General features: G+C 74.3%; 12 protein-coding genes. 7 read left to right on the top strand and 5 right to left on the bottom strand.

Annotation, left to right across the window (positions count from 1 at the left end):
• Positions 1-24 precede the first annotated feature (24 nt).
• On the top strand, positions 25-894 hold the full coding sequence (locus ABD126_RS03050) for an alpha/beta fold hydrolase (protein WP_343932026.1): 870 nt from the start codon (positions 25-27) through the stop codon (positions 892-894).
• Here the strand turns inward: ABD126_RS03050 and ABD126_RS03045 are convergent.
• Positions 891-1295 carry an MmcQ/YjbR family DNA-binding protein gene (locus ABD126_RS03045; RefSeq protein ID WP_343932024.1) on the bottom strand — a complete coding sequence of 135 codons (405 nt, stop codon included), beginning with the start codon at positions 1293-1295 and terminating at the stop codon, positions 891-893. The two genes, ABD126_RS03050 and ABD126_RS03045, sit on opposite strands and share 4 nt — an antisense overlap.
• A gap of 140 nt (positions 1296-1435) precedes the next feature.
• Here ABD126_RS03045 and ABD126_RS03040 point away from each other — a divergent pair, with 140 nt between their 5' ends.
• The 6 genes from ABD126_RS03040 (at position 1436) to ABD126_RS03015 (ending at position 15025) form a co-directional block, all read left to right on the top strand.
• Complete coding sequence (locus ABD126_RS03040; RefSeq protein WP_343932023.1) at positions 1436-2284, top strand: DUF4132 domain-containing protein; 849 nt, start codon at positions 1436-1438, stop codon at positions 2282-2284.
• Complete coding sequence (locus tag ABD126_RS03035) at positions 2281-7092, top strand: hypothetical protein (protein WP_343932022.1); 4812 nt, start codon at positions 2281-2283, stop codon at positions 7090-7092. The genes ABD126_RS03040 and ABD126_RS03035 overlap by 4 nt, the downstream gene beginning before the upstream one ends.
• Positions 7089-8231, top strand: a complete 1143-nt coding sequence (locus ABD126_RS03030) for an ATP-binding protein (RefSeq protein WP_343932021.1) — start codon at positions 7089-7091, stop codon at positions 8229-8231. Before ABD126_RS03035 ends, ABD126_RS03030 begins: the two co-directional genes overlap by 4 nt.
• Positions 8215-11886, top strand: a complete 3672-nt coding sequence (locus ABD126_RS03025; protein ID WP_343932020.1) for a DUF5682 family protein — start codon at positions 8215-8217, stop codon at positions 11884-11886. The genes ABD126_RS03030 and ABD126_RS03025 overlap by 17 nt, the downstream gene beginning before the upstream one ends.
• Positions 11883-13685: a hypothetical protein gene (locus tag ABD126_RS03020; RefSeq protein ID WP_343932019.1), complete on the top strand. Its 1803-nt coding sequence runs from the start codon at positions 11883-11885 to the stop codon at positions 13683-13685. Before ABD126_RS03025 ends, ABD126_RS03020 begins: the two co-directional genes overlap by 4 nt.
• 119 nt (positions 13686-13804) lie before the next feature.
• A complete protein-coding gene (locus ABD126_RS03015; RefSeq protein WP_343932018.1) occupies positions 13805-15025 on the top strand; it encodes a putative glycoside hydrolase in 1221 nt (406 codons plus the stop codon).
• A 393-nt stretch (positions 15026-15418) separates the two neighbouring features.
• Here the strand turns inward: ABD126_RS03015 and ABD126_RS03010 are convergent, their stop codons facing one another.
• From ABD126_RS03010 to ABD126_RS02995, 4 genes are all read right to left on the bottom strand, one after another.
• Entirely contained in the window at positions 15419-16366 is a 948-nt protein-coding gene (locus ABD126_RS03010; protein ID WP_343932017.1) for an AraC-like ligand-binding domain-containing protein, read from the bottom strand.
• Positions 16367-16517: 151 nt separating this feature from the next.
• A complete protein-coding gene (locus ABD126_RS03005) occupies positions 16518-18686 on the bottom strand; it encodes a hypothetical protein (RefSeq protein ID WP_343932016.1) in 2169 nt (722 codons plus the stop codon).
• Positions 18683-19099 carry a GtrA family protein gene (locus ABD126_RS03000; protein WP_343932015.1) on the bottom strand — a complete coding sequence of 139 codons (417 nt, stop codon included), beginning with the start codon at positions 19097-19099 and terminating at the stop codon, positions 18683-18685. Before ABD126_RS03000 ends, ABD126_RS03005 begins: the two co-directional genes overlap by 4 nt.
• The gene (locus ABD126_RS02995) at positions 19096-20121 is read right to left on the bottom strand and encodes a glycosyltransferase family 2 protein (RefSeq protein WP_343932014.1); all 1026 of its coding nucleotides are present in this window, start codon (positions 20119-20121) and stop codon (positions 19096-19098) included. The genes ABD126_RS03000 and ABD126_RS02995 overlap by 4 nt, the downstream gene beginning before the upstream one ends.
• Positions 20122-20145 lie beyond the last annotated feature (24 nt).

Below are 20145 nucleotides of genomic sequence, written 5' to 3'. Positions count from 1 at the left end.
CTATGACCCCAGTACCGTTGGCACATGGTGGAGTTTCCCGCTCTTGAGGGCGTCTCCCACCGCTTCCTCGACCTCCCGGGGCTGCGTGCGCACGTGGCCGAGGCCGGTGACGGAGACCCCGTACTGCTGCTGCACGGCTTCCCCCAGCACTGGTGGGAGTGGCGCAAGGTCGTCCCGGGCCTGGCCGGGCGGCGCCGGGTGGTCTGCCCGGACCTGCGCGGCGCGGGCTGGACCGACGCGCCGCGCCGCGGGTACGGCTACGAGCCCCTGCGCGACGACCTGGTGGCCCTGCTCGACGAGCTCGACCTGGACCGCGTGGACGTGGTCGCGCACGACTGGTCGGCGATCGTCGTGTTCCGCATGTGCCTGGACGACCCGGACCGGTTCCGGCGGTTCGTGGCCATCGGCGTGCCGCCGCTGTTCATCGACCTCGACCGGCGGATGCTGGGCGCGCTGCGGCACGCGTGGTACCAACTCGCGCTCGTCACGCCCGGCGCCGGCCCCTGGCTGCTGCGCCGCGGCGGGCTGCCGCACTACCTGCTGACCGGCTTCGCCGCCCCGGGCGCGTCCACGCCGGCCGACGTCGAGATCTTCCTCGAACGGCTGCGCGACCCGGCCCGGGCGAAGGCGGGCTCGCTGCTGTATAGGAAGCTGATCACGCCCGAGTCGGTCCGCATCTTCTCCGGCGCTTACAAGAAGGCGCACCTGAAGACGCCCACCCGTGTGCTGTTGGGCACCCAGGACCCGGTCGTGCGGCCGGACCTCGTGCACGGGTACGAGGACCAGGCGGACGACCTGGAGGTGGTGGCGGTGGCCGGCGCGGCGCACTTCATACCCGAGGAACGGCCGAAGGACGTCGTCGCGCGCGTACTGGAGTTCGTTGACGCGCCTTAATCGCGTTCCAGCGACGCTTTCAGACGCTTGGGAGCCGCCACGCGGTAGCTCTCGACGAGCAGTTCGGCGACTTCCTCCCAGTCGGTGTCGTCGTCCAGGACCAGACCCACGACGTTGGCCGCCCAGCGGGGCTTGAAGAACGGGTGCGGCGCGTTGGACAGCGCCGCCAGGTCCGCGCCCGCCGCGCGGAAGGTCAGCACGCTGCCCGCCGCCAGCCCGGACGCCTCGGCGTAGGACGGCGGACGCCCCTCCTCGATCTCCAGCACGTGCCCGAACGCCCGCTGCCCCACGCGCCACCGCGTGCCCCGCCAGGCCCGCTCCTCGACCACCTCCGGCAGGCCGGCGCACACCGCCCGCAGCCGCTCCAGCACCTCGTCGGGCACTTCCGCGTAGTCCGCCACCGTTCCCCCTCGATTCGACCTGCGCCGATTCTGCCCGGTCGGATCACGGCGAGGTTGCTTTGCCGCCGAGTGATCCGTTTTTGTCGGTGCTCGTCGTTAACCTCCCGCCATCACGTTGTGATCGACTGGTTGGAGGAGCCGTGGGCTGGCTGGACGCCGCTGCCGGGTATCAGGTGCGGCTGGGTGAGGGCGGGCGCGTCCAGTGCCGCAACGCCAAGGGGAAGGTGCTGTCCTCGGTGCCATCGTCCATCAAGGACGATCCGCAGGTCGTGCAGCTGCGCCAACTGGCCGAGTGGCTGGCGCGGCACGAGGCCGAGTGCCTGGCCACCGTGGACGGTTGGATGGTGCGGTCGCTGCCGGTGCCCACCGCGCTGCTCGCGGAGGTGTGGGCGGACGCGGCGTGGGCCGCGGTGCTGCGCGACCTGGTCGTGGTGGCCGACGGCGAGGTCGGGTTCCTGCGCGACGCCGACGCCGAGCGCGGGCTGGGCGTGGTGACGCTGGACGGCGACACGGTGCGCCGCAAGCCCGAGGCGGTGACCGTGCCGCACCCGGTCCTGTTGGCGGACCTGGAGGAGCTGCGCGAGTTCGGCGCGGAGCTGGGCGTGGAGCAGAAGGTGCAGCAGCTGTTCCGGCAGACCTTCGCCAAGCCCGCGCGACTGCCCGCGCGCAACACCGTCGACGACTTCTCCGGCGGCAAGTTCGAGCAGCTCAACCACGCGCTGGGCCGGTGCCGCACGCTGGGCTACCCGGTGCGCGGCGGCGACGCGGTGTACTCGGCGTTCGAGGGCGGCCGGGTGGTGGAGGCCCGGTTCTGGATCGGGTCGGACTACCCCGAGGGCGAGACGTGGACCGGCGACCTGAGCTGGGCGCTGGAGAACGGCACGACCGTGCCGCTGGCCGAGGTCGGGCCGGTGGCGTGGTCGGAGGGCATGCGGATGGCGTCGGCGATCCACGCCGGCCGGGTCGTGGAGGAGGCGGTCGCGTCATGAGCACCGAGAAGGCACTCATCGCGGCCGGCGCCGTGCTGCCGGGCGTGGGCTCGGCCGGTGAGGACCGGGACACGGTCACCGCCCGCCACTACGCGCACCCGGCGCTGGCGGACCGGGTCGTGGTCCGCCTGGTGCCCGCGGTCCTGGGCCGCGCGGAGGACCTGACCTGCGAGTTCCTCGGGTTCGCCGAGCCGGGGAGGGTCGCCGAGGTCGGCACCGGCCGGCGCAGCGCGCTGGGCTTCCCGGCGTGGGCGCTGGTCAACGACCCGAAGAACGCCCACCACGCGCTCAACCTGGTCAAGGAGGTCGAGCGGCTGGCGCGGGTGGCGAAGTCCCGCGCGGGCGCGGCGAAGGACGGGTTCACCGCGCTGGGCGACATGCTGGGCCGCTCCGCGCCGCACTTCCTGCCCACGTTCTACGAGCAGGCGGGCCGGATCTTCGTGCAGCACGGCAACCAGACCTACGCGGCCACCATGTTCGGCAAGGCGCGCGAGGCGGAGGAGGTCCACGACCTCGCCGTGGACCCGGAGCGCACCCGCGAGGTGTTCCTGGAGTTCGCGTTCGCGGGCGCGTTGACGGCCAAGGCGCTGTCGGCGCACGCGAAGGGCTTGGCGCGCAAGCACGACGCCGACGCGGCCTACGAGCTGTTCCTCACGCTGTGCGTGGAGCGCACCAAGGGCGGCCTGCCGCCGTACACGGGCATGCCCGAAGACCTGCGCCGGCTGGCCCGCGCGGCCAAGCGCGACCTGCGCGCCGAGGACGAGCGCCTGCTGCGGGCGGTGCTGGAGAGCACGGCGGTCAGCCGCGCCACGGCGTCGTTCTGGAAGTCCTACCGGGACTCGTTGATCCGCCTGGCCACGGCCGACGCCGGGGTCCGCGCGCTGCTGCTCACGTTCGTGCCCGCTTCGGCGTCCACACTGGACACCTGGCTGGAGATCCTGACGGCGTGCGGCGCGATCCGCGAACTGGTGGAGCCGGGCGGGGCGGCCGACGCCGCCGAGTGGCTGTCGTCCGTGCTCGGCGTCCGGTCGAGCGGGTGGCGCGAGCACGCCCGGTCCGCGGCGCTGCTGGAGCTGGTCGAGGCGATGGCCGACCGGCTGGTGGCCGACGGCAAGCCGGTCCGGGCGCTGCGGTCGTGGCGGCAGGGCGAGCTGGACCTGCTCGACCTGATGGTGTCGCGCGGCGTGCCGATCGCCGAGGGCGACCACGCGGACCGCGAGCTGTACGTGCAGGGCTGGCTGGCCGACGAGGAACCGGGCCGGCGCGACCTGACGGCGCTGGCCGCGTCCGAGCGGTTCGTGCGCGGTCTGGGCGACGGATTGGTGTCCTACCTGCGCAACGTGCGGCAGAAGGCGTCGGTCTCGTCCGAGGTGCTGGTCGCCGTGCTGTCCGTGCCGGGTCTGCGCACCGCGTTGCGGCACTGGGTCTCCCGTCGGGCCGGGCGTTCGGCGCTGGGGCTGCCCGCGCTGGGCCGGCACCTGGAAGACCTGGCCGTGGTCGCGGTGCCGGAGGCGTTCGCCGACATCCCGGAGGCGGCCGAGGCGCTGGCCGCCACCGACGTGGGCGCGGCGCTGCACGCGACCCTGCGCGCCGGCCTGCTCGACGAACTGGGCTGGCCGGCCCTGGAGGAGGCGGTCGCGAAGCTGCGCGTCGGCGGCCCGAAGGACGAGGGCGTCACGATGTGCGGCGAGGGCTGGCCCGCGCTGGTGCTGCGCCGCGGCGAGACCTTCGTCGTGGTGGGGCCGGACGGGATCCTGGCCGAGCACGTGTCCCGCATCCCGGCCGACGACCGCAACCGGTGGGCGTTCGCACCCAGCGCGTACTGGTTCGACGGGGTCCTGCTGGTCCGCTGGCACGGCCAGGACGGCGAGCGGGCGTACTGGAGCGACGCGCCCGACCACGTCTTCGACCCGCAGACCGGGCGCAGCGCGTACTACGGCGGCCACGGCGTGCCGCGCGCGTCCATCGCGCTGGCCGACGGCTCGCGCTTCTCCGGCGGCCGGGCCGTGCGGCCGGGCGACACGAAGCTGCCCGAGCCGGCGCAGGCGCACGGCGACGGCACGTCGCTGTGGACCTGCGCGTGGGGCGAGCGGACGCTGCGCTGGCGGGAGGTCGATCCGGCGACGGGGGAGAAGGGGCGGGAGAGCCAGCCCCGGTTCGTGGAGGACTTCACCGCAGACGGCACGACCATCGCGTTCGACGACTGCGACCTGCGGCCCGCCGTCGAGGCCACGCTGGGCAGCCCGCTGGGCGCCGCGGCCGGCCTGCACGGCTGGCGCGTGCGCCGGGAGGCGGACGGCGTCGCGGTCGGCGAGGGCGTCGACGGTCGGCGGGTCCGCCTGGTCGCGCCCGGCCGGGCCAACCCGGTCGGCTCGCTGCGGCTGCCCGGCGGCGGCCGGCTCGACCTGGTCGGCGGCCTGGCGGCGGTCACGTTCCACGACGAGCACGGCGTGGAGCTGGGCGAGGTGAAGGCGGAGCCGAGCTTCCAGCGGTTCGCCGCCGGCACGCCGCTGGTCCCGCCGCTGGACTGGTGGCACGTCCTCAAGCCGCGCGACGAGGCCGGGTCGGCGGCGCTGCGCGCGGTGTCCCGCGAGGCCGTGGACGCGATGCTCGCGGCGGCCCTCGACGCGCCGGCCGACGCGCGCAGCCGGTCGGAGCGCTTGGCGGCGTTCACGCGCGGCGACCACGACCACGGGCTGGTCCGCGCGGTGCTGCGCGCCCTGCCCGGCCTGACCCACCCGGGGCTGCTGGCGGGCGTGGTCGAGCTGGTGCGCCGGGCGGCCGACCTGCTGCTGCGGTACCGCCGCTACGGCGAGATCGCCGAGCTCGCCCGCGCGGTCGACACGTCGGTGTTCGCGCCACGCGGCCCGGTGGTCACCGAGGAGGCGATGAGCGCGGCGCTGTCGTGGTTCAACTCGGCCTCGGGCGGCCCGGGCACCGTCGAGACCCGCGTGCCCCGGCAGGTCGCCGAGCTGGCCGCCCTCGCGGCGGAGGCCACACCCGCCGGCCGCGAGCTGGGCGAGCACAGCCCCACGTGGTGGTGGCAGTGGCTGCCGGACCTGGCCGCGCTCGCGCACCGCGCGGCGTCCCCGCTGACCCCGCCGGAGCACCGGGACGCGGTGACGCTGCTGCTGGGCGCGATCGCCGAGCACGGGCTCGCCGACGCGCCGGGGCACTGGCGGATGGTCGGCGCGGTCGTGCCGGAGGGAACGGCCAACCCCAAGCACCGCGTCACGCCCGTGGCGGGCGGCTTCCTGGCGGTGTACCAGGAGAACTGGCGGTACAACGCCGACAACCGGTACGACGGCCTGCAATACGCGGCCACCCCGGGCCGGTTCGAGCTGCCGCGCGGCTGGACCCTGGAGTTCGCGCACGAGATCGCCACGACGTTCGGGTCCGAGCGGATCCGGCGGTTCCTGGCGGCGCTCGCCGACCGCGGCCCCGCGCCGTGGTTCCCGGCGGCGGTGGCCGAGTTCGCCGAGCGCACCGGCCTGGGCACGGCCGAGTCGACCGTGCTGCTGGCCGGCATGCCGGGCGTGGACGCGTGGCAGTCCACCTACCTCGGCGCGGCCGAGCGCAAGCTGCTCGGCCTGTCCGCGGCGGGCGCGAAGACCGCGAAGGAACGGCTGCGCCCGCTGGACGACGCGTTCCGCCGCCGGCTGCTCGCGGCGGCCGTGCCCGCCGACCCGGCCGACCTGTGGACCACCGGGCCGGACGTGGCGGCGGTGGCCGAGGTGTGGATCGCCGAGCTGGGCGTGCGCCGCCCGGTGCCCGACGACGTGCTGGCCGACGCGGTGAAGCTGCCGATCCGCTCCAGCGGCGAGTACGTGACGGCGGTGGTCAACCCGGAGAGCACACCGTGGCTGACCGTGGACCGCGACCAGCGGCTGGAGGGCGGCGCACTGGTCGCCCGCCACCCCGAGGGCTTCGGCACGCAGGCGTTGCAGGCGGCGCCCGAGGTGCTGGCGTGGCTGGCCTACCGGTTGCCGGCGGCCTCGCCGCTGCGCGCCTCGCTGCCGGTGGCGCTGGACCTGGTGCGGCAGCGGGTCGCGCACCCCGGGTTCTTCGTGGAGATCAGCAACTGGATGGAGTCCAAGCCGCTGTACGCGCTGCTCGGGATCGCCGAGCCGGCGCAGGGCGAGGTGTTCCAGGCGCGGCCGTGGCTGTCGGTGATCCGCAGCGACGACCACTACAGCCGGGTCATCGCGAACGTCGGCCTGGTCGGCCCGGGCGACCGGCGGGAGTTGGCGGCGCTGGCCGAGTTGGGCTACGCGCAGGGCGTGGTGGCGGCGCTGGACGTGCTCGGCGCGGAGTCGTTCACGGCGGCGTGCGCGGCGCGGGCCGACGTCGATCCGGACGTGTACTTCCAGGACCCGCTGGTGTCCGCGCCCGACCTGGTCGCGGAGGTGGCGGCGACCACGGGCCTGCCCGAGGACGCGGCCGTGCTGTACCTGCAACTGCTGGCGCTGCCGGACCCGACCGACGCCAACGTGACCCGGTGGACCGGGTGGAAGCCCGCGCGGCTGCGCAAGGCCCGGGAGGCGCTGGCGGCGACCGACCTGGTGCTGACCGCCAAGCGGGCGCGGGCGGGGCGCTCGCTGTTCCTGCCGGGCGGGTGGCTCGCGCTGGGCAGCCCGCACGTGCCGCTGGAGTCGTGGAAGGCGCCGATGTTCGGCTTCACCACGCAGCCCGCCGGGGTGATCGTGCCCCGCGAACCCGTCGCCGACCTGTTCGCCCGCGCCTGGCGGCGGGTGCTCGACGGCGACACCCCCGCCTACGAAGAGCTGAAGACCGGAGGACGACGGTGACCGCCGCACGGCAGATCGAACCGGCCGAGCACGCCTACCGCGAGGAGTTGGCGTTCCTGGCCGCCTACGACGACGGCCCGCGCCCGCCGGGCTGGCGGCTCACACCGCGCGCGGTGGTCACGTTCGTGATGGGCAGCGGCGGTGACGCGCTGGCGCTGCCCGCGCCGGTCGAGGGGCTGCCGGCGCGGCTGGCGATCCGCCCGAAGTTCGTGGGGGAGCGGGCCCTGGTGGAGCGGGCGGTGGTGACGCTCGCGGGTGAACGCGGCCTGCTGCTGGTCGGCGAACCGGGCACGGCGAAGTCGATGCTGTCGGAGCTGTTGGCGGCGGCGGTGTCGGGCACTAGCCAACTCGTCGTCCAGGGCACCGCGGGCACCACCGAGGACCAGTTGCGCTACGGCTGGAACTACGCGCTGCTGCTCGCCGAGGGACCGACACCGCGTGCGCTGGTGCCCTCGCCCGTGCTGAACGCGATGCGGGGCGGCGGCGTGGTGCGGGTCGAGGAGGTCACCCGCTGCCTGCCGGAGGTGCAGGACGCGCTGGTGTCGATCCTGTCCGACCGGCGCATCGCGGTGCCGGAGCTGTCGGGCACCGAGGGCGAGGCCGTGCACGCCGCGCCCGGGTTCACCGTGATCGCCACGGCGAACCTGCGCGACCGGGGCGTGTCGGAGATGTCGGCGGCGCTCAAGCGGCGGTTCAACTTCGAGGCGGTCGGCCCGATCGGGTCGCTCGCGGCGGAGACCGAGCTGGTGCGCCGCCAGGCCACGGCGGCGCTGGAACGGGTGCGCGCGCCGTTCGCGGTGGACGACGTGGTGCTGGAGGTGCTGGTCACGGCGTTCCGCGACCTGCGCAACGGGGTGTCGGAGGAGGGCTGGGCGGTGGAGCGGCCGTCCACGGTGATGAGCACGGCGGAAGCGGTCTCGGTGGCGACCGCGCTGGGCCTGTCCGACGCGTACTTCCCGGGCGACCGCGACCCGCTGTCCCTGCTCCCGGGCCACCTGCTGGGCGTGGTCCGCAAGGACGACCCGTCCGACGCGGCCAAGCTGCTGGGCTACTGGGACGGCGCGGTGCGCCGCCGAGCCGAGACCGGCGCCCGCACCTGGCGCCAACTCTGGGAACTCCGCGATGTCCTCGACGCCTAACCCGCCCCCGCCCGCCGCCCCCGCCAAGCGGCGGGGACCGGCCGACCCGCCCGAACCCGCCGACCCGCGCGGCTCTGCCGACTCACAAGAGCCGACTGACCCACGCGGCTCGGCCGGCCCGCCGCGATCGGCCGGCCCGCGCGAGCCCGCCGACCCGCGCGAGCCCGCCGGCCCGCGCGAGCCCGCCGGCCCGCGCGAGCCCGCCGGCCCGCGAGAGCCCGCCGGCTCACGCGGGCGGGCCGACGCGCGCGAGTTCGCCGCCCGCCTGGCCGAGCACCGGGCCCCGGTCCTCATCGGCGTGCGGCACCACTCGCCCGCCCTGGCCGCCGTCATGCCCGACCTGCTCGCGGCGGCCGACCCGGAGGTGCTGCTGGTCGAGCTGCCCGAGGAGCTGGGCTCGTGGCTGCCGCACCTCGCGGACCCCGGCCTGACCGCCCCGGTCGCGCTGTCCGGCGCGCACCGCGACGGCAGCGGCCTCGCGTTCTACCCGTTCGCCGACTTCTCACCCGAGCTGGCGGCGATCCGGTGGGCGTTCGCGCACGGCGTCGAGGTCCGCACCTGCGACCTCCCCCTGTCCCTGCGCGGCGAGGGCCACACGCCGGCCGCGAGCACCGGCACACCGCTCGCCGACGCGCTCCAGCGCGCGGTGACCGGTCGCGACGGCGACGACCTGTGGGACCGCCTGGTCGAGGCCGCCGCGCCCGGCCAGACACCGGAGTCCGTGCGGCGCGCGGCCCTGCTCGTCGGGTGGGCGCTGCGCGGCGACGCCGCAGGCGGGCCCGGCGTGGACCCGTTCGACCTGCGCCGCGAGGCGTGGATGCGGCAGGCCGTCGCCCGCGTCGGCGACCGGCGTTGCGCGGCGGTCGTCGGCTCGTTCCACGCGGCGGCGCTGCTCGATCCCGCCACCGATGAGTCCACAGTGGACGAAAAGTTCGACTTGGTGACCTCGCTGGTGCCCTACGGGTTCTCGTTGCTGGACGAGCGTTCCGGCTACCCGGCGGGCATCCGCGACCCGGAGTGGCAGCAGGCCGTGTTCGAGGCCGGGGGAGACCCGGTCGCGATCGAGGCCGCGGCGGCGGCGTTCATCGTGCGGATCTGCGCGCGGGTGCGGGAACTGGGGCACCCGGCCGGTCCCGGCGAGGCGCGGGAAGCGCTGCGGATGGCGGTCGACCTCGCCCGCCTGCGTGGCCTGCCGGCGCCCGGCCGGGGTGAGCTGGTCGAGGCGGTCCAGTCCGTGCTGACCCACGCCGAACCGCTCGGGCGCGGCCGGGTCGTGGCGCGGGCCGCCGGTGACATCCTGGTCGGCCACCGCACGGGCGTCCTCGCGCCCGGCGCCCCGCGCTCGGGCCTGGCCCCGGCCGTCGAGGACCTCCTGGCCGACCTGCGCCTGCCCGGCCCGGGCACCCGGGAACCCGCGGACCTGCGCCTGGACCCCCTCCGGTCCACTCTGGACGCTCGCCGCGAGATCGCGCTGCGCCGCCTGGCCGTCCTCGGCGTCTCCTACGCCGAGGAGACCGCGACCGCCGGTGTCGGCGGCGGCGACGCCCTGACCACCCGGTGGACCGCCGCGTGGTCCCCGGCCACCGCCGCGACCCTGCCGGTGGCGGGCCGGTGGGGCGCGACCCTGCCGCTGGCGGCCCGCGGTCGCCTGCGCGCCCGCCGCGCCGAACGCGAGCAGCGCGGCGGCCACACGCCCGTCGACGTCCTGGCCGACCTCCACGACGCCGCCCGCTGCGGCCTGCCCGACCTGGTCGGCGACCTGCTCACCGACACGGCCACCGTGCTCCCGTCCGCCGGCACCCTGAACGACCTCCTCGCCGCCCTGGCCCTGCTGGACCGCCTGGGCGCGGGCCACGTCCCCGGCACCCCCGCGGACGTCCTGACCGCACACCCCCTGCTGGCCCGCGAACTGGAAACCGCCGCCGTCGCCCAACTCGACGGCCTGGCGGGCTCCGAGGACCCGGCCGACGCCCACGCCCTGGTCGAACTGGGCCGCCGCCACGACACCCACGGCACCGGCATCCGCCTGGCGTCCGCGCTGCGCCGCCTGGCCGACGAGGGCGTGCCGATGATCGCCGGCGCGGCCGGTGCGGCCCGGGTCCTGCTGGGCCTGTCCGCACCGCACGAACTGGGCGAGCGCGTGGCGTCCTGGATCGACAACGCCACCACACCCGAACGGCGAACCGTGCTGCGCCAGGGCCTGACCGGCGTCCTGGCCGCCGCGAGCCCCCTCCTGGAGACGCCGGAGGCCCTCAACCCCCTGCTGGACCGCGTGAGCGCCCTGCCGGACCAGGACTTCCTGGACCGCCTGCCCGCGCTGCGCGGCGCGTTCACCTCCGTCGGCCCGGCCGCGCGCTCACGGGTGCTGGCGGTGGTCGAGGAACGCACCGGCGACCGGGTCGACGTGCCGGGCGCGCCCGACCCCGAGGTGCTCGCGGTGTGGCTGAACGCCGAACTGGCCGCCCTGGAGTCCCTGCGCTCCCACCACCTCGGCGACGCACCGTCCTTTGTGGACTCTCCGGCCGTCGAACCGGAATCACCCGCACCCGCCACCGCCGGCAACCTCGCGGACATCATCAGGTGGCGCCTGGTCCTGGGTTCCCGCGGCGACCGCCCCGCCGGTGCCGCCCGCTTCGCCGCCGCCCTGGACGAGCTGTACGGCGCGGACCGCGGTGAAGGCGCTCGGCGCGGCGACCTGGGCGCGGACCGGTCCGCCCCGTTCCCCGACGTCCGGGAGTGGTCCGAGGAGCTGGCGGACCTGTTCGGCGAGCGCGTCCGCGAGGAGGTCTTGGCCGCCGCCGCCGAGGGTGGGCGCATCGAAGCGGCGATGGCGATCGACCCGGAGTCCGTGCGGCCGTCGGTCGAACTGCTGCGGACCGTGCTGTCCCTGGCCGGCGGCCTGTCCGAGCAGTCCCTGGCGCGCCTGCGCCCCCTGGTGGCGCGCCTGGTCGCGGAACTGACCGCCCAGCTCGCCAACCGCGTCCGCCCGGCGCTGACCGGCATCCAGCTGCCGACCCCGACCCGACGCCCCGGCGGGCGCCTGGACCTGCCCCGCACCCTGCGCGCGAACCTCGCCACCGCTCGGCGCACCGAAGACGGCCGCGTGCTGGTCGTGCCGGAGCGCCCGGTGTTCCGCACCCGTGGCCGCAAGGCCACCGACTGGCGGCTGGTGCTGGTGGTGGACGTGTCCGGCTCGATGGAGGCGTCCACGGTCTGGTCCGCGCTGACCGCCGCGGTGTTCGCCGGGGTGCCCGCGCTGACGACGCACTTCCTGGCGTTCTCGACGGAGGTCGTGGACCTGACCGACCGGGTCGCGGACCCGTTGTCCCTGCTGCTGGAGGTGCGGGTCGGCGGCGGCACGCACATCGCGGGCGCGTTGCGGCACGCCCGTTCCCTGGTGACCGTTCCGGAACGGACGATGGTGGTGCTGGTCAGCGACTTCGAGGAGGGCGGCCCGGTCGGGTCGCTCGTGGCGCAGGTGCGCGAGCTGGTCGCGTCGGGCGTGACCGTGCTGGGCTGCGCGAGCCTGGACGACAGGGGCAGGGCCCGCTACTCGACGTCCGTCGCGGGCGCGCTGGTCGCGGCCGGCATGCCGGTGGCGGCGCTGAGCCCGCAGGAACTGGCCCGTTGGGTGGGGGAGAAGGTGCGCTCATGACCCTGCCGCCGGTAGCCCCCGCGGTCCTGGCCGACGTCCTCGACGCCCTGCCGCCGCGCCTGCGCAAACGCGTGGACACCTCGCTGGACCGCGCGTCGAGCTGGGAGATCACCACGTCCCCCACCGAAGCCCGCGCGGAACTCGACCCCGAGACCACCCTGACCTGGACCCTCCACGACGGCGTCCTCACCGACGCGACCAACCTGGCGTGCACCTGCCTGCTGGCCCCGAAATGCCTGCACCGAGGCGTAGCAGTCGCCGCCGCCCCCATCACCGACCCCGCAACCACCCCACCCGACGCCACGGACGCACCACCCGCCCTCGCGCCCACCCATCCCCTCGAATCCACCGACCCAGCCACCGAATCCGCCACCACTCCCAGCGGACCGACACCACCTCCCCGGGTCGATGGGGAGTCCGCCGTCAGCCCCGCCGAACAGGACGCCGCGAACGCGCTGTGGGCGGCCTGCGCGACGATCCTGCGCGCCGGCGCGGCCGGCAGCGGCGTGGTCGTCCGGGCGGAACTGCTGAGGGCCGTGCACACCGCCCGCGTCACCGGCCTGCACCGGGCCGCCGCCGGCGGGCTCCGCATCGCCACGGCGTTGGCGGCGTGCCAATCCGGCGACTCCTCGTTCGACCGCGAAGTCCTGGCGGCCGAACTGGTCGACCTGATGCTGCTCTGCCACGACCTGCGCACCACCCCCACCGCAACCACGGCCCACCGCGGCACCGCGCGACGCGAGTACCGCCCCATCGGTTCCCTGCGCCTGTACGGCCTGTGCACCGAAGCCGTCGTCACCACATCGGGTTACGGCGGGGTGATCACCCACCTGGTGGACGACACCGGCACCCTGTGGACCGTCCCGTCGATCCTCCCCGGCGGTCCCGAACGCGTCCCGGCCGCCGCCAACGGCCCGGTGGCGATCGGCGAATCCGGCCTGGCCCACCGCGCCCTGGGCAGAGCCGGCCTGCTCCTGTCCGGCGGCACCGCATCCCCGGACCACCGCCTGGGCGCAGGCAAACAGGTCCGCGCGGTAGCGGCCTCCGGCGCCCCCTGGGACGCCGAACCCCTGACCGCCCTCTGGTCCCGCCCCCTGACCGACCAACTCACCGCCGCCTTCGCCGCACTGGACCTCCCGGAATCCCACCGCCCCCCAACCCTCCTCTTCGCCGAAGGCGAGGTAACAGCCCCGGCAGGCCATGCCCTGCGCATGACGACCGCGACCGGCACCCTCGACCTGACCCCGGGCAACGACACCGCCAGGGAGAACCTGCGCGTCCTGGCCAACTTCCCCGGCCTGCCCCTGCGCGTGATCGCCCGCCCCACCCTCGACCACCCGGGCACCGCCACACCCCTGGCCGTCGCCAGCCCGGCCCTGGCCCTTCCCAAGCCCCTGGACACCCACGCCGACCTCTCCCTGGACCACCTGCAACGCTCCTACATCACCCACCGGTCAACCCCCACCCAGCACCTCACCCCAACCTCCGCCGCCATCCCCACCCCACTGGCCCCGCTCAAGAACGTCCTGCACCGCATCACCCTCGGCGGTCGCCCAGCCGCCGCCCCACCCTCCACCGCCAGAGCCGCAACCACCCTCGCCACCACCGGCCTGACCACCACCGCCGCCCTCCTGACCGACCTGGCCACCACCTGCCGAGACCGAGACCGCGACGCCTTCGGCCGAGTCGTCCGAGACGACACCGAAGCCTTCCCCACGGCCTGGCTGAGAGCCGGCCTGCACGTCCGCGAGTTCACCCGAGCCGTGGCCCGTCAGGCCTGGTTGGAGGTGGTCGGCTGATCGCGCGGACGTTTCACCGCCTCGGCCCGGGGTAGACAACTCCACAGTGGACGCAGTGTGACTGTGGCCATCACTCGAACGTGGGGTGGTGGTGTCATACGGGCGACGAGGTGGGTCTGATGAACGGGTGGGGTGGGCGGCTGTTGGGTGTGGTGGGCATGCTTGCGGCTGTGGTTGTCGCGCCGGTGCCCGCCGTGGGCAACTCTTACGTCGGGGTCGGGGACGCGCAGTCGTTCTGGCTGCACCTCAACGGCACCCCCACGCCCGAGTGGATGCTCGCCGCCGAAGCGCGCCGGCACGCCTACATCGTGCTCAACGCCTGGGAAGGCGACAAACTGCGCCGCATCAAGCACCACAACCCCAAGGTGCAGGTCTTCGTCTACAAGGACCTGTCCTCCACCCGCAGCTACGCCTGCCGCGGCGGCGTCGACGACAAGCACCTCCCCGCCGGCGTCGGCTACTGCGCCGCCGACCGCGAGCACCCCGAGTGGTTCCTGGAGAACGCCAGGGGCAAGCGCCTCGAATACGACGGCTACCCCGGCCACTGGCAGATGGACATCGGCAACACCGCCTACCAGAACACGTGGGCGGACAACGTGATCGCCGACGCCAAGGCGAGCGGGTTCGACGGCGTGTTCATGGACAACGCCCTGTTCCCCTGCGACGCCTACCACCCCGGCGTCTGCCCGCGGAAGTACCCGACCGACGCCGCGTTCCAGACCGCGTACCAGCAGATGCTCGCCAACACCCGCCCCAAGTTCACCGCGGCGAACCTCAAGACCGTCGCCAACCTGTCCAACGCCCGCCTGCACGCCGGCGTCTGGGACGCCTACACCGAACACCTCGACGGCGGCTTCGACGAGTGGTGGCTCGCCTTCTCCAACGACAACCTGCTCCCCGAGTACGACCAGGGCTGGAGCCGCCAGGTCGCCGAGGTCGCGGCCAACGAGCGGCGCGGCAAGATCACCTGGGTGCAGCCGCACTTCTCCCCGGGCCGCGAACAGCCGTTCCGGTACGCGATGGCGAGCTACTACCTGGTCGTCGGCGACAAGGCCGCCATCGCGGAGGTGGAGAAGACCGACGACTACGGCGACCCCACCGCCCGCGACCCGATGTACTACTGGAACCTGGGCTCCGCCGAGCAGCCGTACCGCGAGATCGCGCCCAAGGTGTACCGGCGGGACTTCACGTGCGGCGCGGTGATCGTCAACGCCAACCCGACGAAGTCCGGGCCGGTGCGCATCGACCTGGGCCAGCCGTACGCCGACGAGCGCAACGTGCCGGTCACGGCGGTCTCGCTGCCCGGCACGTCCGGGACGGTGCTGCGGAAGTCGTGCTGATCTCGCGCGAACGTTGGTCGGTATGACGATCACGCGCCTGCACCACGTGGGCACGAGGGCGCGGACCCCGGGCCGTTCGGCGCGGCCAACACGCACGCCGACTTCCCCGCCGACTTCCTGGAACTGGTGATCCCGGTGGCCGGAAGCGTCCCGCCGTTCGTCCCGGCGCGCGAAGCACTGGGAGCAGCCGCCGACTTCCGCGCCGCCCGACGAGCCGCTGACTCCGCCGCCCGATGAGCCGCTGACCGCGCCGCCCGACGAGCCGCTGACCGCGCCGCCCGACGAGCCGCTGACCGCGCCAGCCGGTGAGCGACCGGCGCGTCGGCCGGTGAGGCGGCCGGCCTCCGGCCCCCGGTTCCATGATCGCACGGGGTACCGACAAATCCGGGAGGCTCAGAACCCGCCGGAGTGGGCGCGGCGGTAGGTGGTGGGGCTGACGCCGTAGGTCGCTCGGAACAGGCGGCTCACGTGCGGGGCGTCGTACAAGCCCCAGCGGGCGGCTATGGCGGCTACCGTGCGGTGGGCCAGGAGGGGGTTTTCCAGGTCTCGGCGGATGCGGTCCAGGCGGCGGGACCTGATCCAGGACGCCAGGGAACGGTCCGTCTCGGCGAATAGGCGGTGGGCGTAGCGGACCGAGATGTGGTGGGCTCGGGCCACGGTGCGCGGTGACAGGGTCGGGTCGCTCAGGTTGGCCTCGCAGTAGGCGATCATGCGGGCGGTCAGGGCCGAGGGGTCGGGCCGGGGCGGGGTCGCGAAGGTCAGGGAGATCAGGTCCACCAGGGCGTCGGCCAGGTGGGTGCCCGAGGCGTCCACGTTCGGGAGTTCGTCGGCCAGGCCGGTGAAGAACGCCGCCACCAACCCGGTGACGCCTCGGGTGGCCGGTACGGGGGTCGCGACGACCTCGCGCAGGGCGTCCGGGCCGGCGGCGAAGGAGTGGCGGGGGCAGGCGATGACGACCGTGCGGATCTCGCCGTCGGGCGCCGCGAAGTGTTCCAGCGCGTACGGCCTGGTCGTGTCGTAGACGGCCAGGTCACCCGGCCGCATGACCTCGCGGCGACCGTCCTGCGCCACGCCCATCGTGCCGGACAGCTGGAGCGCGACCTTGTAGACGTCGTTGTCGCTGGAGCTGATCCGCCCGGCCGGCCGGTTCACGGTGACCGGCGACGTGCGGATGTCGGAGACCAGCAGCCCACCGGTGGCCTGGGCGCGGATCGTCGCGTGGAACGGCGGGCCGTCGTGCGCTCGGACGAGCAGGGGCGCGAACGCGGTGGACGCCGCCGCCTGGAACCGCTCGACCCGGTCCGCGGCGGGCTCGGTGTGGTCGGTGGTGAAGTCCGGCACGGGTGCCTCCCCGCCCACAACCGTACCCGGATCGACAACGCCGCGTGCACGCGTCGGCGCGGTCCGGGACCGGGGTCGTCGTAGCGTGGTCCCGCCACGGCGCGGGCCGAGGAGGGGGAGCCGGCGGTGGGCGAGCACCCACCGCCGGGAGTCACGCGTTCGCCACGGCGAGGTCTTGGGGGGCCTCCGCCGCGGGCGCGGGCCGCTCGCGCCGTGGCCTCCGCCTGCTCACCAGGGCGTACACCACGGCACCGAGGAGGCCTGCCAGCGCCAGGGCCGCGCCGAGCCCGAGACCGGGCGGGGTCCAGCGGATCTTCACCTCGCCGCCCTCGACGTCCGCCGGCAGGTCCACGACGAGCACGCCCGCCGGACCCTGCCGGGTGGTCAGCTCACGGCCGCCCACCTCCGCCCGGTACCCCGGCCACGCCAGGCGCGCGAACACGAGCTGACCGGGGCCGCGGTCCTTGGTGAACCGCACCGACTCGTCGCGGTCGTCCGGCGAGACGTTCTCGCTCACCCGCACCCCGGGGGAGGCGTACGACAGCCGGCCGCCCGGCCACGGCAGCGGCTGCTCGCGGCGCAGCGACGTGTGCGTGGCCGTCCGGTCGCCGATCCGCCACCCCGGCGGCGGCTGCACGTCGGGCAGCACGTCGTTCTGCACCACGATCGTGCCCACCCGCAGCAGGTCCACCAGCGGACGCCCGTCCACGGCGGTCGGCGCGAGGATGCGCCCGAAGCTCGCCGGGCAGGTCGTGCCGTGGTAGCTCATGCAGGTCGCGACGCCGAACTCGCGGAAGGACATGCCCGAGTACGCCGCGGTCGACTTCAGGTCGGCCACCAGGCCCACGTTGCCCGGCAGCACCGTCCCCACCGGGAACGTCGTGCCCTCGTGCGGCAGCGCCTGCCGCTTCAACTCCGACACCGACCGGGGGAACCCGTAGGCCGCCACGTCCAGGTTCGCCGGGAACCACGAGGTCTGCATGGCCAGCGCCGCGGCCACGCCCGCGACCAGCGCCGCGTACGTCGCCGGCGGCCGGACGAACCGGGCCAGCGCCACGGCCACCGCGACCCCGACGGTCAGCAGGGCCAACGCCGCCAGGTGCTGCCGCCACTGCCACGGCTGCGCCGCGAAGGTCAGGTACCCCGACAGCACCAGCGCCGCCGCCGTCAGCGCCACCCGCCGCCGCACGTGGTCGAACCGCGGCCCGCCGGTGAACGCCACCGCGAACAGCACCCCGATCGCCAGGTACACGACCTCCAGGTGGCGCAGCGGGAACCGGAACATCCACATGTTCGACGGGCCCACCGCGAGCAGCGCGTACACGGTGGCCACGACGAACACGCCCGAAAGCTCCCGCCACCGCTCGCGCAGCCGCCGCCAGTGCAGCCACGGCAGCAGCGGCACCAGGAACCACGCGAAGTACACGCCCGGCGTGTGCAGGCGGTAGTCCAGGTTGAACGTCCGGATCATCGGCCGGTGGCTGGGCATGCTCATCGACAGCAGGTCCGACAGCCGCGGCATGAGGATGCCGTCGCTGGCGAACCCCTGCCCGGCGCGCATGGTCACCGACGACGTCCCCAGCAGCGGCAGGTACACCAGCGGCACGAACAACGCCACCAGCCCGCCGATCAGGAACAGCTTCACCAGCGCCGGCCGGTCGCGCCGCAACCGGTTCTCCACCAGCAGCGCCCCGAGCACCACGCACACGCCCAGCAGCCCGTAGGGGTTGCCGGTGGTCACCGCGAGCGCCCCGAACAGGATCGCCCACAGCGGGCTCGCCGCGCCCCGCGCCGCCCGCCGCGCCGCCCACCACGTGTAGGGCAGCCACGCGAACGCCATCAGCCCGGCCACCCACGTCGCGGTGTCGAAGTACAGGGTGAACCCGCTGAACGGCAGCGCGATCGCGATCACCGCCGACGGCCCGCGCCCGGCGCCGTGCTCCCGGCACACCAGGTAGACGCCCAGCGCCAGCAGCGCCAGGATCTCCGACTTGACCACCAGCGCGGCCAGGGCCAGGTCGTCGAACCGGGACACCAGCACGTAGTTGCCCAGGTTGACCGGGTTCCAGATGCCGAACAGCGCCTCGGCGGGCAGGTTGCCGCCCATCCAGCCGTCGACGTCCAGCAGCGGCGGCCAGTCGCCGTCGACCAGCCGTTGACCCAGGTGGTGCCAGGTCGGCATGAACTGCACCGCGCTGTCGTCCCACACGTAGAACAACCGGTTGCGCAGGTACGGCACCTGCGCGAGCAGCACGACAGCGGCGCACACGCCGAATGCGACCAGCGGGCCCCACACCCGCCGCCGGACGAGCGTCGTCACGACGTCCGTTCCTCTTCCCTGATCGGTGGCGCGACGGGCTTCGACCGCCCGGTGAGCACCAACTGCGCGATGATGAACGTGAACGGGACCGCCACCGCCGCCGCGAGCAGGGGTGCGATCCGCTGGTTGACCGCGAACCACGTGACCAGCACGTACAGCCCCGCGGTGGTCACCGCGAAGTTGGTCGCGTTGGACAGCGGGAACAGCAGGAAGCTGCGCCAGGACGGCTTCGTGCGGAAGGTGAAGAAGCAGTTCATGAAGTACGAGCCGACCATCGCCAGCACGAACGCCGCGATGTGCGCGGCCATGTAGGGCAGCACGAGCTTGAACAGCAGGTACAGGCCGTAGTACACGCCCGTGTTGAGCACGCCGACCAGTCCGAACCGGACGATCCGGCCGAGTTTCCCGGTCACGGCGTGGACCGCTCCGAGAACGGGCCGGCCACGACCTCGCCGCGCACCTCGGCGGCGTGCTCGGGCAGCTCACGGCCCAGCGGCAGGGTCACCGGGATGTGGCCCGCGCCCGCCGACTCCTTGACCAGGAAGTGCGGCCGGCGCTTGGACTCGAAGTAGATGCGGCCGACGTACTCGCCGATCACGCCCAGGAACAGCAGCTGGAGGCCGCCCAGCACGAGCACCGCGCACATCAGCGTGACGTACCCGGGCGCGTCCACGCCGTTGCGCACGGCGTCCACCAGCACGAACACCGCGTAGGCGAACGCCAGCGCGGTCACCAGGCCGCCGAGGTAGATCGCGACGCGCAGCGGCTTGGAGTTGAACGACACGACGCCGTCGATGCCGTAGTTGAGCAGCTTGCGGAAGGTCCAGCTGCTGCTGCCGGCCGCGCGGGTGACGTTCTCGTAGTCGATCACGGCCGTGTCGAAGCCGATCCAGGCGAACAGGCCCTTGGAGAACCGGTTGTACTCGCCCAGCGACAGCAGCGCCTGCACCGCGCGCCTGCTCAGCACGCGGAAGTCGCCGACGCCGTTCTCCAGCTCCACGTCGATGACCCTGTTGATCATCTTGTAGTAGAGGCTCGACACCAGCTTGCGCAGCGTCGCCTCGCCCTTGCGGGTGCGCCGCGCGATGACCTGGTCGTAGCCCGCGCCGATCATCTCGACCATGCGGCCCAGCAGCTCCGGCGGGTGCTGGAGGTCGGCGTCCATGATCGCGACGTAGTCGCCGGTGGCGTGGCTCAGCCCGGCCAGCATGGCCGCTTCCTTGCCGAAGTTGCGGCTCAGGGCGAGGTACTTGAAGCGCGCGTCGCGCTCGGCGATGGTGCGCAGCAGGTCCAGCGTCTTGTCGGTGCTGCCGTCGTCGACCAGCAGGACCTCGAAGTCCCCGCCCAGCGGCGGGAGCACCCGGCTCAGCGCCGCGTACAGCTCCTCCAGTCCGGCTTCCTCGTTGAAGCACGGCACCACGACTGAGATGCGCACAACTCCCCTTGAACCCCTGTTGGC

The sequence above is a fragment of the Saccharothrix mutabilis subsp. mutabilis genome, assembly GCF_039521145.1.
GTDB classification, from domain to species: Bacteria; Actinomycetota; Actinomycetes; order Mycobacteriales; family Pseudonocardiaceae; genus Actinosynnema; species Actinosynnema mutabilis.
The sequence above is the reverse complement of the archived record's forward strand: the minus strand, read 5'-3'. Positions and strand labels throughout refer to the sequence as shown.